This is a genomic window from Micromonospora sp. NPDC050795 (genome assembly GCF_044456785.1).
In the GTDB taxonomy this organism is placed as follows: Bacteria; Actinomycetota; Actinomycetes; order Mycobacteriales; family Micromonosporaceae; genus Micromonospora.
This window is the reverse complement of record NZ_JBITGE010000004.1, coordinates 212034-227094: the sequence shown is the minus strand read 5'-3', so window position 1 is coordinate 227094 and position 15061 is coordinate 212034. Positions and strand designations below refer to the sequence as shown.

General features: G+C 71.4%; 15 protein-coding genes. 13 read left to right on the top strand and 2 right to left on the bottom strand.

What is annotated here, in order from left to right; translation table 11 throughout:
• Window positions 1–161: 161 nt before the first annotated feature.
• The 10 genes from ACIBEF_RS06085 (at window position 162) to ACIBEF_RS06040 (ending at window position 11183) form a co-directional block, all read left to right on the top strand.
• Window positions 162–602 carry a hypothetical protein gene (locus ACIBEF_RS06085; protein WP_396791582.1) on the top strand — a complete coding sequence of 147 codons (441 nt, stop codon included), beginning with the start codon at window positions 162–164 and terminating at the stop codon, window positions 600–602.
• A 10-nt stretch (window positions 603–612) separates the two neighbouring features.
• Complete coding sequence (locus ACIBEF_RS06080; protein WP_396791580.1) at window positions 613–2100, top strand: WXG100 family type VII secretion target; 1488 nt, start codon at window positions 613–615, stop codon at window positions 2098–2100.
• A gap of 10 nt (window positions 2101–2110) precedes the next feature.
• Complete coding sequence (gene mycP, locus ACIBEF_RS06075) at window positions 2111–3535, top strand: type VII secretion-associated serine protease mycosin (RefSeq protein ID WP_396791578.1); 1425 nt, start codon at window positions 2111–2113, stop codon at window positions 3533–3535.
• A gap of 151 nt (window positions 3536–3686) precedes the next feature.
• Window positions 3687–4499: a TIGR03936 family radical SAM-associated protein gene (locus tag ACIBEF_RS06070; RefSeq protein WP_396791576.1), complete on the top strand. Its 813-nt coding sequence runs from the start codon at window positions 3687–3689 to the stop codon at window positions 4497–4499.
• 131 nt (window positions 4500–4630) lie between these two features.
• Window positions 4631–7753: an Rne/Rng family ribonuclease gene (locus ACIBEF_RS06065; RefSeq protein WP_396791574.1), complete on the top strand. Its 3123-nt coding sequence runs from the start codon at window positions 4631–4633 to the stop codon at window positions 7751–7753.
• Window positions 7754–7869: 116 nt separating this feature from the next.
• Window positions 7870–8352, top strand: coding sequence for a hypothetical protein (locus ACIBEF_RS06060; protein ID WP_396791572.1), 483 nt, complete (start codon window positions 7870–7872; stop codon window positions 8350–8352).
• 166 nt (window positions 8353–8518) lie between these two features.
• A complete protein-coding gene (rplU, locus tag ACIBEF_RS06055) occupies window positions 8519–8833 on the top strand; it encodes a 50S ribosomal protein L21 (protein ID WP_007464063.1) in 315 nt (104 codons plus the stop codon).
• Window positions 8834–8844: 11 nt separating this feature from the next.
• Window positions 8845–9099, top strand: a complete 255-nt coding sequence (gene rpmA, locus ACIBEF_RS06050) for a 50S ribosomal protein L27 (RefSeq protein ID WP_007464062.1) — start codon at window positions 8845–8847, stop codon at window positions 9097–9099.
• A 97-nt stretch (window positions 9100–9196) separates the two neighbouring features.
• Complete coding sequence (obgE, locus tag ACIBEF_RS06045; protein WP_396791570.1) at window positions 9197–10663, top strand: GTPase ObgE; 1467 nt, start codon at window positions 9197–9199, stop codon at window positions 10661–10663.
• Window positions 10664–10733: 70 nt separating this feature from the next.
• Window positions 10734–11183, top strand: a complete 450-nt coding sequence (locus ACIBEF_RS06040; RefSeq protein WP_396791568.1) for a GNAT family N-acetyltransferase — start codon at window positions 10734–10736, stop codon at window positions 11181–11183.
• Between the two features lie 78 nt (window positions 11184–11261).
• Here ACIBEF_RS06040 and ACIBEF_RS06035 read toward each other — a convergent pair whose 3' ends face one another.
• The gene (locus tag ACIBEF_RS06035; RefSeq protein WP_357224235.1) at window positions 11262–11753 is read right to left on the bottom strand and encodes a DUF4383 domain-containing protein; all 492 of its coding nucleotides are present in this window, start codon (window positions 11751–11753) and stop codon (window positions 11262–11264) included.
• Between the two features lie 229 nt (window positions 11754–11982).
• Here ACIBEF_RS06035 and ACIBEF_RS06030 point away from each other — a divergent pair, with 229 nt between their 5' ends.
• Genes ACIBEF_RS06030 through ACIBEF_RS06020 form a run of 3 tightly spaced genes read left to right on the top strand, consistent with a single transcriptional unit; the run spans window position 11983 to window position 13941 of the window.
• Window positions 11983–12828: a hypothetical protein gene (locus ACIBEF_RS06030; protein ID WP_396791566.1), complete on the top strand. Its 846-nt coding sequence runs from the start codon at window positions 11983–11985 to the stop codon at window positions 12826–12828.
• 31 nt (window positions 12829–12859) lie between these two features.
• Window positions 12860–13327 carry a phage holin family protein gene (locus ACIBEF_RS06025; protein ID WP_357280365.1) on the top strand — a complete coding sequence of 156 codons (468 nt, stop codon included), beginning with the start codon at window positions 12860–12862 and terminating at the stop codon, window positions 13325–13327.
• Entirely contained in the window at window positions 13324–13941 is a 618-nt protein-coding gene (locus ACIBEF_RS06020; protein ID WP_355009310.1) for a DUF3618 domain-containing protein, read from the top strand. The genes ACIBEF_RS06025 and ACIBEF_RS06020 overlap by 4 nt, the downstream gene beginning before the upstream one ends.
• Before the next feature lie 103 nt (window positions 13942–14044).
• Here the strand turns inward: ACIBEF_RS06020 and ACIBEF_RS06015 are convergent, their stop codons facing one another.
• The gene (locus tag ACIBEF_RS06015) at window positions 14045–15061 is read right to left on the bottom strand and encodes a glycosyltransferase (protein ID WP_396791563.1); all 1017 of its coding nucleotides are present in this window, start codon (window positions 15059–15061) and stop codon (window positions 14045–14047) included.

Below are 15061 nucleotides of genomic sequence, written 5' to 3'. Positions count from 1 at the left end.
CGCCGCGATCTGGCACAACCGGACCACCGGCCAGCCCGTGACGAGATCCCTGATCGCCTACGACCACTGAACCAACTTCGGACTTACTCGTCTAGGTCAGACTCGATACGCTGCGTCTGACATGGACCGACCCGGCGGGTCGGGGACGGGGGAGGAATCGCATGGGTAGCATCCCGCCGCCGAGCATCGGCGACCTGCACGTCAGCGTCGAGGACCTGGACGCCGCCGCCACATACGTCGAGCGGCTCCGGCAGTACATCGACGACACCATCAAGTACGAGATGGAACGCATCAAGACGCGGATGAAGGGCGACAGCAACAACGCCCAGGCCGTCCCGAACGGCACTCCCTTCGGCGCGTACGAGGACGCCGTCATGCAGTGGCGGGCCCTGGAGGCGTCATCGGTGAACATGGAAGCGCACCTCACCACGCTCTCCCAGAAGCTCGCCGCGCTCAAGGAGGGCACTGAGGAGATCGCCAAGGCGTTCCGCGACACCGAGGCGCGCAACGGCGCCAACGGCAAGGAGATCGAGCGGCTGCTGGAGTCGGCGGCGCCGCCGCCCACGGCCAGCGGCGCGCCCACCTACCCGTACACGGCCTGAGGGGGACGTCATGGCTGGAGGAACCTGGGAGCGGTGCGTCCGCGAGGTGACGCTCTCCGCGGACCCGGAAACGGTCGGATCGGTCGGAGCGGGCTGGAGCAACCTCTCCAGCGGCCTGCAACAGCTGCGGGACGCGCTCGTCGGTCGCTCGTTCGTCGGCCCGATCGCGACCGGCCAGGAGCGCCCGCACGTCGGCGGCCTGCCCGGGATGCTCGCCGGTTGGAAGGGCAGCGGTGGTGACGCGTACCGCGAGCACCTGGGCAAGATAGGCAAGCAGATCGAGGATCTCATCACCGACGCGACCAACGTCAGTGGCGCGTTGACGCGGATCGAGGGCGACATCCGCAAGTCGGTCTCCACGATCCCGATCCCGCTGATGGACGACTTCGGCTTCAACGAGTGGAGCCTGCCCAACGGCACCGAGCTCGACGATGCCCGCGACGGCGAGAGCTCGTCGGGGTTCCTCGCCGCGCTGCGCAAGGACTACCAGAGCAACCCCGGCTCGTACGCCGACGGCGCGTTCCGGGACAAGGCCGACGACCTGGAAGCGACGATGAAGGTCGACGGCCAGGCCGGTGACCAGAAGCGGGGCGGCTGGTGGGACACCGGAGCCCACCTGGACAACTGGTACCGGGACAATCAGAACGCGGCGAACACGGCGATGGCGCCGCTGCCCCAGGCCGTCTACACGGAGCGCCCCAAGCTCACCGTCAACAGCCCGGAAAAATGGGCCGTAGAGGACGATCTTCGTCGGGACCCCCGGGTTCCGCCCTCGGGGCGGCCCGACATCGGTGGTGGCGAATTCGGCGGGAAGCCCGACATCGGTGGTGGCGGCCCCACGATCGGCAGCAGGCCGCCGGGAATCGGTGACACGGGCGGTCCGACGTCCACCGTCGACCCGTTCAACCCGACCAAGCCCGGTGGGCTTGGCGAGGGCTCGCCCACCGGCGGCACGGGTCAGTTCACACCCCCGTCGACGGGCTCCGGCTTGCCGGGCTACGCGGACGGCGACGCTGGCTACAGCAGCGGGCTGGCCGGCGCCACCCCGGGCGGGGTCGGCGGCCTGGGCGGCGGCATCGGCGGCGGCGGGGTCGGCAGCGCCGGTCTTGGTGGCGCCGGCGGTGGTTTCGGAGGCGGTGCCGGGGTCGGCTCCGCCGGGGGGATCGGCGGCGGTGCCGGCGGTGGTCTGGGCGGCGGTGCCGGGATCGGCGTGGGCGGCATCCCCGGCATGGTGGGTGGCGGCAACGGAAAACTGCCGCCGATGACGAGCGCGGCGAACGCGTTGCGCACCGCCCAGGCGGCCGGCGGCGCCGGAATGGCGGGCGGCGCGCGTGGTGCCGGCGTCGGCGGTGCCGGAGTGATGGGCGGCGGAATGATGGGCGGCGCGGGTGGCGCCGGCCAGGGTGGCAGCACCGGCTCCGAGCACTCGTCGTGGTTGACTGAGGATGACGATCCGTGGGGTCCCGGTGACGGGGCGTCCCCGGGTGTCCTTCGATGAGGATGGACGGATGAGGGTGAACGTCGGACGCCTCCGGCCGGTAGTCGCCTGTCTGCTGGCGGGGTTCCTGGTGGTGGGGGCCGCTCAGCCGGCGGCAGCCGCGCCCCGGCGGGCCGAGCAGTGGTATCTGGACGAGCTCCGGATCGACCAGGTGCACAAGATCTCGACCGGGCGGGGCGTGGTCGTGGCCGTTGTCGACACTGGCGTCGAGGCCAGCCACCCGGACCTGCGAGGTCAGGTGCTTCCCGGTGGACGCAGCTACGGTGCCTCCGGAGACGGCCGAGCCGACGAGGTCGGGCACGGCACGCACATGGCCGGCATCATCGCGGCGAAACCCAGCGGCGACGGGGTGGACGGCATCGCCCCCGGCGCGAAGATCCTGCCGATCAAGATGCTCAAGGAGGACGGGGTCTACACCGACGCCGGGATTGCCCGGGGCATCCGGATGGCCGTCGACGGCGGGGCCAAAGTGATCAACATATCCATTGGTAGCCCCGGCTTCGCCAATCCCGTGCAGCAGAGCGCAATCCAGTACGCGTTGGACCGTGACGTCGTCCTGGTCGCCTCCGCGGGTAACACCGCCCAAGGCCGCACCACAGTGGGCAAGCCCGCCAACACCCCCGGCGTCATCGCGGTGACCGGGACGACCAGGGGCGGCGCGTTCTGGTCCGGTTCGGTCCAGGGGCCGGAGGCGGTGGTCGCCGCTCCCGGCGACGGGATCTACAACGTCGCCAACGAGGGGGGCTACGGCTGGGGCGACGGAACCTCCGACTCGAGCGCGATCGTCTCCGGTCTCGCCGCCTTGATCCGGTCGAAATATCCGGACCTCAGCGCCCCCAACGTGATCAACCGGATCATCCGGACCGCGCGGGACGCCGGTGCGTCCGGGCGGGACCCGCAGTACGGCTTCGGGGTGATCGACCCGACGCGGGCGCTGACCGCGAACGTGCCAGCGGTCACCGCCAATCCGCTGCTCGACCCGGCCGTCGCGGCAACCGACCCGGGCCCGGGTCGTGCCGAGGGTGCGGACGAGGAGTTCGACGTCACCCAGCACGGCGATCGCGGTGGCCCCACCGACCAGCAGGTCATGGTGGTCGGCATCGGCATCGCCGTGGTGCTGGTGTTGCTGCTGGGTCTGGTGGTCTTCCTCATCTGGAACCGTCGTCGGTACCGGCGGGAGGCGGCCCGGGCCGCCGACATCCCGGACGAGGTGCTCGACCGGGTGGCCCAGGGCGCGTACCCCCCACCTGACGCGGGTTACGCCCCACCGCCGGGCTACCCACCCCCACCCGGCTACGCCCCTCCTGGCGGGTACGCGCCGCCTTCCGGCTACGCCCCGCCCTCGGGTTACGCCCAGCCCCCGGGCCACACCCCGCCCTCCGGCTACGGTCCGCCTCCGGGCGGGTCGTCGCCCGCGCCCCCGACGGAGCGGTAACCGGTCCCGATCATGGTGGCCGGCTGGTGACCTCCGCGTCGCCGGCCGGCCACCGACTTTCGCGATCACGCCCGTGATGACCGGTTCGTGTCCGTCCGTCAGGGCGGTTTCGGCCGCCCCGGCTGCGTACCGTCACGAGCCCTGCGCCAGGATGGGCGAACACGCAGGTACACCCGAGGAGCCCACGATCGCCAGAAAGCCTCAACCCGAGGGCGGCCAGGCACCGGTCGTCCAGCGCGTCCGCATCCGGTACGCCAAGCGCGGGCCACTGCGATTCACCTCGCACCGGGACTTCGCCCGGGCGTTCGAGCGCGCGCTACGGCGGGCGGCTGTGCCGGTCGCCTTCTCCCAGGGTTTCCACCCGCACCCGAAGATCTCCTACGCCAGCGCCGCCCCGACCGGGGTGGCGAGCGAGGCGGAGTACCTGGAAATCGCCCTTCAGGCGGCGGTCGACCCGCAGGCGTTGCGCGCCGCGTTGGACGCCGCGCTCTCGCCGGGGCTGGACGTCCTGGACGCCGTGATCGCCGAAGGGGGCAACCTGCCGGACCGGATCGAGGCGTCGCACTGGCACATCGAGTTGCCTGGGGTCGACACGGCGGTGCTGCGCGACGCGGTGGACGCCTTCGTCGCGGCCGAGGAGGTGCTGGTCGAGCGGATGACCAAGCAGGGTCGACGTACTTTCGACGCCCGAGCCGCCGTGATGTCGATCGATGTCCAACTGCCAACGCCGACGCCTTCCGGGGTGCCGGCCGTACCGTGTGCGATACTCGAACTGGTCGTGCGGCAGGTCACCCCGTCCGTACGGCCCGATGACGTCCTTTCCGGCCTCCGCGTGGTGGCCGACCTGGAGCCGCCGGTTTCGCCGAGGGTGACACGGCTGGCTCAGGGCACGTTGACCGCGCAGGGTGCGATCGTGGATCCGTTGGATGCGGACCGCGACGGGGCAGCCATCGTTGGGCACTGACCGACGGTCGGTGTTCTGGCAGGCAGACTTCGGCGGTCGCGCACCACGCGCGCCCGGCGGAAACACTTTTGCGGCGACCCTGCGTGGCAGCGCTCACCCGCGCCCGGGCTAGCCAGAACTGGAGAACGTCCATGCTCGAGAACGAGCCCGAGGGCGGCGAACGGGCCGGTTCACAGCCGGCCGGTGCAAGCGCCGACCAGAGCACCACGGCCGACGGCGGCGCCGTCGAGACCCCCACCACGGCTGTCGGTTCGGCCTCGGTGGAACCGGCCGGCGCGGAGAGCGCTTCCGCCGAGGCCGCCGAACCCGCCGCGCCGGTGCGACGCACCCGGGCGACCCGTCGTCGGGCCGCCCCGCTCAACCAGTCGGAGCAGACCGACGCCCCGATCGAGGCGCCCACCGGTGGCGCCGGCAACGTCGAGTCGCCGCAGGCGGAGGTCTTCGCCCCGATCTCCGGCGACCTGGACGTCGCACCGAAGACCCCCCGGCGTCGCCGCAAGGCCACCCCCGTCGAGACGACCGCCGAGGAGCCGCTGGTCGCCTCCGCTGCGGAGGCGGCCTCGGCCGAGGTGGTGCCGCCGGTCAAGGTGACCCGTACCCGGCGCAAGAAGGCCACCCCGGCGGCTGTCGAGGAGCCGCCCGCCGCCGAGCAGCCGCCCGCCGCCGACGAGCCGCCCGCGGTCGAGGAGCCGGTCGCCGAGGAGCCGGACGTCACCGAGGAACCGGCGGAGTCCGACCTGCGCGAGGCCGAGGCCGAGTTGAACGACTCCCCGGCCCTCCCGAGCACGTCCGCTGCCGAGCTGGCCTGGAGCAGCGGTGCGCAGGACCGCTCCGGCGAGGTGCCACCGGGTGTGGCTGTCTCCGGTGTGACGGATGAGCCGAACGAGCCGGCCGAGATCGAGCCGGAGCAGCCGCGTACCCGTCGTCGGCGCGCTGCGCTCTCCGCGCCCACCGTGCTGTTCATGGCACCTCAGCCGGACGCCGTGCCGGTGACCCGACCGGTGGAGCCCGCCGCGGCGACCGAGGAACCGGCCGTCGAGGAAGCCGCCGAGCCGTCCCGCCGCCGTCGGCGTGGTCGCCGTGAGGCCGAGCCGGTGGAGCCGATCGAGGCCGTCGAGGCCGAAGAGGAGCCGACCGAGGAGGCCGACGAGGCCGCCGAGGCGGATGAGGACGACGAGGACAGCGCCGCCGCGCGCCGCCGCCGCCGACGTGGTCGCCGGGGCCGTGGCCGGGGCAAGGGCGGAGCCGACGACGCCGAGGACGAGGAGTCCGAGGAGGCGGCGCAGGCCGACGAGGAAGAGACCGCCGAGGTCGAAGCCGAGGGCGACGAGGACGAGGAGTCCGAGGGCGGGGACGGTCTGACCCGTCGTCGCCGTCGCCGTCGCCGTCGTGGCGCCGGTGACACCGAGGGTGCGGCGGACGACGGCGTGCCGACCGTGGTGAAGATCCGCGAGCCGCGCCGGACCGTCGACGAGGTGCAGGGTGTGTCCGGCTCGACCCGGCTGGAGGCCAAGCGCCAGCGCCGCCGGGACGGTCGGGAGCAGCGCCGTACCCGCCCGCCGATCCTCAGCGAGTCGGAGTTCCTGGCGCGCCGCGAGGCCGTCGACCGGGTGATGGCGGTCCGCCAGCGCGGTGACCGCACCCAGATCGCCGTCCTGGAGGACGGCGTGCTGGTCGAGCACTACGTCACCCGCAATTCCTCCGGGACGATGGCCGGCAACGTGTACCTCGGCAAGGTGCAGAACGTGCTGCCGAGCATGGAGGCCGCGTTCGTCGACGTCGGTCGGGGCCGCAACGCCGTGCTGTACGCCGGCGAGGTCAACTGGGACACCTCCGGGTTGGAGGGGCGGGCCCGCTCGATCGAGCAGGCGCTGCGCTCCGGCGACTCGGTGCTGGTCCAGGTCACCAAGGACCCGATCGGGCACAAGGGCGCACGGCTGACCAGCCACATCGCGCTCTCCGGCCGGCACCTGGTCTACGTGCCCAACGGCAACGCCTCCGGGATCAGCCGCAAGCTGCCGGACAACGAGCGCAAGCGACTGCGGGACGTGCTCAAGAAGCTGGTCCCGGACGGCGCGGGCGTGATCGTCCGTACGGCCGCCGAGGGTGCCACCGAGGACGAGTTGGCCCGCGACGTCAAGCGGCTCCAGGCGCAGTGGGAGGACATCCAGGCCAAGGCTGCCGAGGGTGGCGCTCCGGTGCTGCTCTACGGGGAGCCCGACCTGGTCATCCGGGTGGTCCGGGACCTGTTCAACGAGGACTTCCGCGAGCTGGTGATCGAGGGTGAGCAGTCGTACGACATGGTCGAGTCGTACCTGTCGCACGTCTCCCCGGACCTGGTCGACCGGGTGCGCCGGCACGTCGGTACGAGCGACGTCTTCGCCGAGTACCGGATCGACGAGCAGATCATCAAGGGCCTGGACCGCAAGGTCTTCCTGCCCTCCGGCGGCTCGCTGGTGATCGACCGTACCGAGGCGATGACTGTCGTCGACGTCAACACCGGCAAGTACACCGGCTCCGGGGGCAACCTGGAGGAGACCGTCACCCGTAACAACCTGGAGGCGGCGGAGGAGATCGTCCGTCAGCTCCGGCTGCGGGACATCGGCGGCATCGTGGTGATCGACTTCATCGACATGGTGCTGGAGTCGAACCGTGAGCTGGTGCTGCGCCGACTCACCGAGTGCCTGGGCCGGGACCGCACCAAGCACCAGGTCACCGAGATCACGTCGCTCGGCCTGGTGCAGATGACTCGTAAGCGGATCGGCGCGGGCCTGCTGGAGGCGTTCAGCGAGACCTGCGAGTGCTGCAAGGGCCGGGGCGTCATCATCCACACCGAGCCGGTGCCGGAGAAGCCGCGTCCCGCCGGCGCGGGGGAGAAGGTCAAGGCGGTCGCCTCAGCGGTGGCTCCCGCTCCGGCGGCCGAGCAGGGTGCCCCCTCGTCCCGTCGCCGGGCCCGTAAGAACGCCCCGGCCGCTGCCGAGCGGACCGCTGTCGAGGTCGTCGACACCGACACCACGGCCGAGCCGGACGCCGACTACCAGGACACCATGGGCTACGACCTGTCCCGCTACGAGTCGGACAACGCCGCCGCACCGGCGATCTCCGACGCTCAGCAGGGTGAGTCGGCTCGGTTGGCCGCGGCGGACGACCCGGACGCGCTCGCCGACGCTGAGGGCGACGAGGAAAGCACCGAGGGCGGTGGCGGCCGTCGCCGGTCGCGTCGCGGTGGCGCCCGTCGGCGGACCCGCCCCTGAGCGCCTGACCGGCCACGTGTTTGACGAGGTCCCTTTCCCGGCAAAGTGACGGGGGAGGGATCTCGCCGTTGTGGCCACCCGGTCCTCGGTCGGCTGTCCCAGGTCAGGAGAAGAAGATGCGCCGTCTGCTCGCGGTCACCGCGCTGCTCACCCTGCTCTCCGTCGCGGCCGGCTGCTCCACCGGTGGGACCGCCGAGGACGCCGGCTCGGCGGTCGCGGGCACCCCTGGCGGCCCGACCGGCATGCCGGCCAGCGGTGGTGTGGCGGGCGGCAACGCCACCCAGGTGTGCGCCGCCGCACAGGAGGCCAGTACCACTGCCGTTCGGACGTACGTGGCTGAGCTGGGTCGGATGCTCGCGGCGGTGGGCGCCGGGGACAGCCGCACGGCCGAGGCCGCCCGGGGCCGGGCCGAGGGGGCGCTGGCGGGCTGGCGGACCGTCCTGCGGGAGCAGTCGGAGCGGACCGACGATCCGCAGCTCAAGACCCTTCTCACCGACCTCGGCACCGAGGTTTCCGCGCTCGGTGCCGACGTCGAGTCGATCGACGAGACCGAACTCGACCGGCTCCAGCAGCGCCTCGACCAGCTCTGCGCGCGCTGACCAGGGCGGGCCGGTTTGGGGTCCGGGCCAGCGATGGCGTACTCTTGCCTGCGGCCCACCTTTGGTGTGCCGAGTTCCCGTGTGCCCGCGCCGCCGTGCACTGCTACCCGGCGAGCCGCTGCGGGAACGACCGCCAGCAGCCTCAACGACAGGGAGTCCGCCTCCGATGTACGCGATCGTCAAGACCGGCGGCAAGCAGTACAAGGTCGCCGAGGGCGACGTGATCGAGGTCGAGAAGCTCACCGGTGCCCCCGGTGACGCGGTGAAGCTCACCGCGGTGCTCCTCGTCGACGGTGACGACCTGGTGACCGACGCGGCGAAGCTTGCCGAGGTCGCGGTGTCCGGCGAAATCGCCGCGCACACCAAGGGCCCGAAGATCCGGATCCACAAGTTCAAGAACAAGACTGGCTACCACAAGCGCCAGGGTCACCGTCAGCCGTTGACCCAGGTCAAGGTGACCGGCATCTCCAGCGGGAAGTAGGTCGTCCTCCAATGGCTCACAAAAAGGGTGCGTCCAGCTCGCGTAACGGTCGTGACTCCGCGGCCCAGCGACTCGGCGTGAAGCGCTTCGGTGGTCAGGTCGTCAGCGCCGGTGAGATCATCATCCGGCAGCGTGGCACCAAGTTCCACCCCGGTGACCTGGTCGGCCGTGGCGGCGACGACACGCTGTTCGCGCTGTCCGCCGGTGCGGTCCTGTTCGGCACCAAGCGCGGTCGCAAGACCGTCAGCATCGTTCCGCAGCAGTAGTTCTCTTCGCTCAAGCGGGCCGCGGACCTCCGGGTCCCGGCCCGCTTAGCCTTTTTCGCGTAGTGCGAGGTTGGACCTCGCTGGAAGGATTGACGCCGTGGCAACGTTCGTTGACCGGGTCGTTCTGCATCTGCAGGCCGGCGATGGCGGGCACGGTTGTGTCTCGATCCACCGCGAGAAGTTCAAGCCCTTCGGTGGACCGGACGGCGGCAACGGTGGGCACGGGGGCAGCGTGTCCCTGGTGGTCGACCCGCAGGTGACCACGCTGCTCGACTTCCACTTCCACCCGCACGTCAAGGCCGACAACGGCAAGGGCGGCGCTGGCTCGAACCGGGACGGGGCCAACGGCCGCAACCTGGTGCTCAAGGTGCCCAACGGCACAGTGGTGCAGACCTCCGACGGCACGGTGCTGGCCGACATGGTCGGCGCCGGCACCACCTTCGAGGTTGCCCGTGGTGGGCGCGGCGGGCGGGGCAACGCCTCGCTGGCCAACGCCAAGCGCAAGGCACCCGGTTTCGCCGAGCTGGGGGAGCCCGGCGACCAACTGGACATCGTGCTGGAGCTGAAGAGCGTCGCCGATGTGGGCCTGGTGGGCTTCCCGTCCGCCGGCAAGTCGTCGCTGATCTCGGTGATCTCCGCCGCGAAGCCGAAGATCGCCGACTACCCGTTCACCACGCTGGTGCCCAACCTCGGCGTGGTCCGGATGGACAACCACACCTTCACCGTCGCGGACGTGCCGGGCCTGATCCCCGGCGCGGCGACCGGTAGGGGCCTGGGCCTGGAGTTCCTGCGGCACATCGAGCGCTGCGCGGTGCTGGTGCACGTCATCGACTCGGCGACCCTGGAGCCCGGCCGCGACCCGGTGGCCGACATCGACGCCATCGAGGCGGAGCTGAGCCAGTACGGCGGCCTGGCCGACCGTCCACGTCTGGTCGCCGTCAACAAGGTCGACGTGCCGGACGGTCGCGACCTCGCCGAGATCGTGCGCCCCGACCTGGAGGAGCGCGGTTACCAGGTGTTCGAGGTCTCCGCGGCCACCCGGGAAGGGCTCAAGGAGTTGACCTACGCGATGGCCGAGCTGGTCGACGCGGAGCGTAAGGCCGCTCCGCCGGCCGAGCCGACCCGGATCGTCATCCGGCCGATCGCCGTGGACGACGACGGTTTCACCATCACGGCCGAGGCGGACGGCTCGTTCACGGTGCGCGGTGTGCGGCCGGAGCGTTGGGTCAAGCAGACCAACTTCGACAATGACGAGGCGGTCGGCTACCTGGCTGACCGGCTGGCCCGGCTCGGGGTGGAGGACAAGCTGGCCAAGGCCGGCGCGCAGCCCGGTGATCTGGTCCGGATCGGCGCGCGCGAGTTCGACTGGCAGCCGACGCTCTTCGCCGGCGTGGAGTTCGTGCCCGGTAACCGGGGCACCGACGTCCGCCTGGAGGAGAAGTCGAACCGGGCCTCCGCCGCGGATCGGCTCGCCGCCCGGAAGGCTCGCCGGGTGCGGCCGGAGGACGAGGTGGGCGCGGACCTCTCCGACGACGACATCGACGACGAGGACGACGCCGAGTAGTTCGTTGCGCTCCGTGGTGGGGTTGATTTCCGGAAACCTCCGCGAAATCCACGCGTCCTAGCGTGGGGTGATGCTGATCGAGTCCCGGCCTTCCATCGATCCGGAGATCGCCGCCATGGTCATCGCGCAGCAGCGTGAGCTGCGCGAAGCCGACGGCGGGTTGGACGGGCAGGTCTTCGTCCCCCATGACGACGTCCAGTACCTGGCGGTGGTGCTGAACGGTCGGGCGGTCGCCTGCGGCGGGCTCCAGGCACTTGATGCCGAGACCGGCGAGGTCAAGCGGATGTACGTCCGGCCCGCGTACCGGGGGCGGGGGATCGGTCGTCAGTTGCTCGCCGCGCTGGAGGAGTGCGCGTTCCGGCAGGGGCAGTCGGTGGTCTGCCTGGAGACGGGCACCTACCTGCCGGCCGCCATCGCTCTGTACTCCTCGTGTGGCTACCAGCAGATCCCGGTGTACGGCGAGTACGTGGGCAACCCGTACAGCGTGTGTTTCGCCAAGCGGTTGCCGGTCGCGGCCTGACGGCCGTGTCTTCGCTGCTGGCGTGCTCGACGGTCACCGGCTTCGGCCCGGCTGAGCCCCGCTGCACCGAAACCCAGGTCAGTGCCGGTTGGCTGGGTTGTCCAGGCGTCCGCCGGTGCCGGCCTGGTTCGACAGCAGCAGCCCGAGCGCGAGCATCCCGAAGCCGAGCGCCAGGTGCAGCCAGTTGTCGGCGTCGTTGACCGGCAGGATGTTCGCTCCGCCCTCCGGGTTGACCGCCTCGATCGCCAGGCCGTACAGCCAGAGAGCGAGGTAGACCGCGCCACCGGCGGCCAGGAACACGCGGGCACCGGCGACGCTGCGGGCCAGCACCAGGCCGACCAGCCCGAAGAGCAGATGCACCACGTTGTGCAGGATCGACACCTGGAACAGCCCGAGCAGGTGGGCGTCCGAGTGGTGCCCGGCGAACCGCAGCTCGCCGTAGTCGGTGGTGATGCCGGGGATGAAGCCGAGGACGCCGATCAGCAGGAAGACCCCGGCCACCACCAGCGCGGCCAGCTGGACCCGGGGTCGGGGACCGGCCGCTCGGCCGCCTCGTGCGTCTCGTGCCATCGCTGCCCCCTCCGTGGATCTGCCGATCTCGCGAACCTCACTGTCCGCAGCGGCGACGTGACGCAGCCCGACGATCCTCCATTTTGAAGACCAACCAGGGGGCCGCGCAGATAAATGCACGAAGAGGTATGGAAGCCAAAACGCAGGGTAGGTCAATGGTCAGCGGCCGCGGCAACGGGCCGCATCCCCCCAGCACAACCGCGACGACTTTCTGAGCGGAAGGGACATCATGACTTACGATCTTTCACCTACGTCTTCCACGTACGGGCAGCAGTCGACCAACGGCGGTGGCGTCCGCGACCAGGCGCGCCAGGTCGGGTCGGAGGCCGCGCAGGCTGGTGGCACGGTGGCCCAGACCGCCAAGGAGCAGGGCACCGAGGTCGGCCGTGAGGCGGCCCGGCAGGCCCGCAACCTGTACGGCGAGGCCCGCAGTCAGCTGGCCAGCCAGACCGGTGAGCAGCAGCGCCGGGCTGCCGGCGGGTTGCGTTCGCTGGCCGACGAGATGCGCTCGATGGCCGAGCAGGGTGGCCAGGCCGGCCCGGTGAGCGAGCTCGCCCGCCAGGCCGCCGACCGGGTGCACGGTGTCGCCGGCTGGCTCGAGGAGCGTCAGCCCGGCGACCTGATCACCGAGGTACGCGACTACGCGCGGCGTAACCCGGGCACCTTCCTGGTCGGCGCGGCGGTGCTCGGTGTGCTGGCCGGCCGGCTGACCCGTGGCATCTCGGCTGCCGGTGACGACTCCGGCAACGGTTCCTCGAACTTCCGGGGCGCCGGGGCGTACGACCCGGAGCAGACCGCTGTGATCCCGACGCCGCCGCCCGCGCCCCGCGCGGTGCCGGACGCCGTCCCGCCGGGCGGCTACCTCGACCCGACCCCCGGTACGCACACCCCGCCGACGTCCGGTGGCTACGCCGACCAGACGCCCGGTACCTACGCCGACTCGGCGCCCGGTGACTACGCCGAGCCCACTCGGGGTGACCACCCGGAGCACTCCGGCACCGGTCAGCCGCTGCCGCCGGTGACCCAGACCGACCCGCTGCCGGGCGTGCCGTCCAGCGGCAGCCCCCGCCCGTGAGCCGCCGAGTCATCCGAAGGGAGGCGACGGCATGAGCATGCCGACGCAGGGGTCCGGACTGGACTCCGGTTACCACCCCGACGCGGGTGCCCCGCACACCGCGTCGGAGGTGAAGAGCAGCTCGCTGGGTGACTTGATGCGTCAGGTCACCACCGACCTGTCGACGCTGATGCGTCAGGAGGTCGAGCTGGCCAAGGCTGAGATCCGGCAGGAGGGCAAGAAGGCCGGCAAGGCCGCCGGCCTCTTCGGCGGTGCCGGCTTCGGTGGCTACATGGTGGCCCTGTTCGTGTCCATCGCCATCTGGCAGTTCCTGGACAACGTCATGGACTCCGGCCTGGCCGCGCTGATCGTGGCCGTGATCTGGGCAGTGGTCGCCGCGGTCCTCTACTCGATGGCCAAGAAGAACGCCCAGCACGTACGCGGGCTCAAGCAGACGAACGACAGCGTGCAGCGGATCCCTGACGCGCTCAAGCCGCACCCGGAGGGAGTCACCCGATGAGCACCGATCCCGATCAGATCCGCCGGGAGATCGAAGCCACCCGCAACAGCCTCAGCTCCGACGTGGACGCGCTGGCGTACAAGGTCAGCCCGAGCCGCATCGTCGACGACCGCAAGCAGCGGGCCCGTTCCGCTCTGCAGAATGTGAGGGACAAGGTCATGGGAACCGCGTCTGACCTCGGCCACGGCACCGGCCAGGCCGCCCACTCGGTGGGTGACCGCGCCTCGTCGGCGGCCTCCAGCGTCAGCGACGCCGCGCACTCGGCGGCGACCACTGTCAGCGACGCCGCGCACAGCGCGCCGCGGGTGATCCGGCAGAAGTCCCAGGGCAACCCTCTCGCCGCCGGCCTGATCGCGTTCGGGGTCGGCTGGCTGGCCTCGTCGCTGATCCCGGCCTCCCGCCGCGAGCAGGAGGCCGCCGCCCAGGTGAAGGCCAAGGTCAGCGAGCACAGCGGGGCGGTGAAGGAGAAGCTGAGCGAGGTGGCCAGCGAGCTGCGCGAGCCGGCCCAGCAGGCCGCCGAGTCGGTGAAGTCCACCGCTCAGGACGCCGTGCACGCGGTGAAGGACGACACGAAGTCCGCCGCCCACCAGGTCAAGGACCACGCCACTCCCTGAAACACCCCTTACCAGCACGACAGCTCGCGGTCACCCTCGGTGCCCGCGAGCTGTCGCGTTGAGGTCAGCGCCGATCTTGCGGTTTCGGCTGGGGTTCTGTGCTTTATCGGCGGTAATGTCCCAACCGAAAGTGCAAGATCGCGGGGAGGCGTGGGTTGCGCGGGGAGGGGTTGGCGGCTCGGCGGATTCGGGTGTCGCCGTAGCGGACGCCGCCCAGCAGGAGGCGTCGGGTGACCGCCAGCCAGCCGCACACACCGCGTTCCAGCAGCCAGAGTGGGGCCGCCAACGCCGTGTTCGGCGGGAACACCCGGGTGCCGCCCGCGCGGCGGCGACCCGTCTCGGCCAGGGCGACGACACCGGCCACCGCGCCGAGCAACAGCCTGGGGCGGCGCGACGCGACCGCCACCGCCGGCAGCACCGCGAGCGCGGTCAGCAGGCGAGCCGGCTGAGCCAGATCGTCGTACGCCTGACGCACTCGCTGACCACGGAAGTGCGCGGCGTCCGGAGGCAGTCGGCGGACGTACAGCCAGGCCGGAGTCGCCTCGGTGCCGCCGTACCCGCGCACCGTGCGGATCAGCTCCAGGTTCTCGAAGAGCACGTCCGGGTCGTACCCGCCCATGGCGAGGAAGGTGCTGCGCCGCACGGCGAGGGTGCCCGGGTAGTCCGCCCCGAGCGCCCGGTTGAGCAGGGTGCGGCCGGTGTCCCACCAGGCGTGCCAGGGCAGCGGGTCGAAGTAGTTCTGTGGTCGTACCAGGTCGGCCCGGTCCAGCAGCCGGTGTACCGCGGTCAGCGCGGACTCGTCGTACCGGACGTCGTCGTCGGCGATCACCACGTGCTGGTGGCCGGCCGCGCGGACGCCGGTGTGTACGCCCAGCACCTTGCCGTTGAGCCCACGCTCACCCGGATCCGGTGGAAGGTGCCGGATCAGCCCCCGCCACGCCTCGGCGTGCCGGGCGAAGACCGGCGGAGGCGAGCCGTCGACCACGAGCACCTCCACCCGGTCACCCAGCCAGCGCAGGTAGTCGGTCAGCTCGGTCAGGCCGGTGTCGGTGTGCCAGCGCAGCGGCAGTACGTACGTCATCGGTAGGCGGGTCGGTGGGGCTTCGGTCCGCCGTGTCAC

Coding starts and splice junctions, on each gene's coding strand:
- ACIBEF_RS06085 (WP_396791582.1), top strand. CDS start 162: ATGGGTAGCATCCCGCCGCCGAGCATCGGCGACCTGCACGTCAGCGTC.
- ACIBEF_RS06080 (WP_396791580.1), top strand. CDS start 613: ATGGCTGGAGGAACCTGGGAGCGGTGCGTCCGCGAGGTGACGCTCTCC.
- mycP (WP_396791578.1), top strand. CDS start 2,111: ATGAGGGTGAACGTCGGACGCCTCCGGCCGGTAGTCGCCTGTCTGCTG.
- ACIBEF_RS06070 (WP_396791576.1), top strand. CDS start 3,687: ATGGGCGAACACGCAGGTACACCCGAGGAGCCCACGATCGCCAGAAAG.
- ACIBEF_RS06065 (WP_396791574.1), top strand. CDS start 4,631: ATGCTCGAGAACGAGCCCGAGGGCGGCGAACGGGCCGGTTCACAGCCG.
- ACIBEF_RS06060 (WP_396791572.1), top strand. CDS start 7,870: ATGCGCCGTCTGCTCGCGGTCACCGCGCTGCTCACCCTGCTCTCCGTC.
- rplU (WP_007464063.1), top strand. CDS start 8,519: ATGTACGCGATCGTCAAGACCGGCGGCAAGCAGTACAAGGTCGCCGAG.
- rpmA (WP_007464062.1), top strand. CDS start 8,845: ATGGCTCACAAAAAGGGTGCGTCCAGCTCGCGTAACGGTCGTGACTCC.
- ACIBEF_RS06040 (WP_396791568.1), top strand. CDS start 10,734: ATGCTGATCGAGTCCCGGCCTTCCATCGATCCGGAGATCGCCGCCATG.
- ACIBEF_RS06035 (WP_357224235.1), bottom strand. CDS start 11,753: ATGGCACGAGACGCACGAGGCGGCCGAGCGGCCGGTCCCCGACCCCGG.
- ACIBEF_RS06030 (WP_396791566.1), top strand. CDS start 11,983: ATGACTTACGATCTTTCACCTACGTCTTCCACGTACGGGCAGCAGTCG.
- ACIBEF_RS06025 (WP_357280365.1), top strand. CDS start 12,860: ATGAGCATGCCGACGCAGGGGTCCGGACTGGACTCCGGTTACCACCCC.
- ACIBEF_RS06020 (WP_355009310.1), top strand. CDS start 13,324: ATGAGCACCGATCCCGATCAGATCCGCCGGGAGATCGAAGCCACCCGC.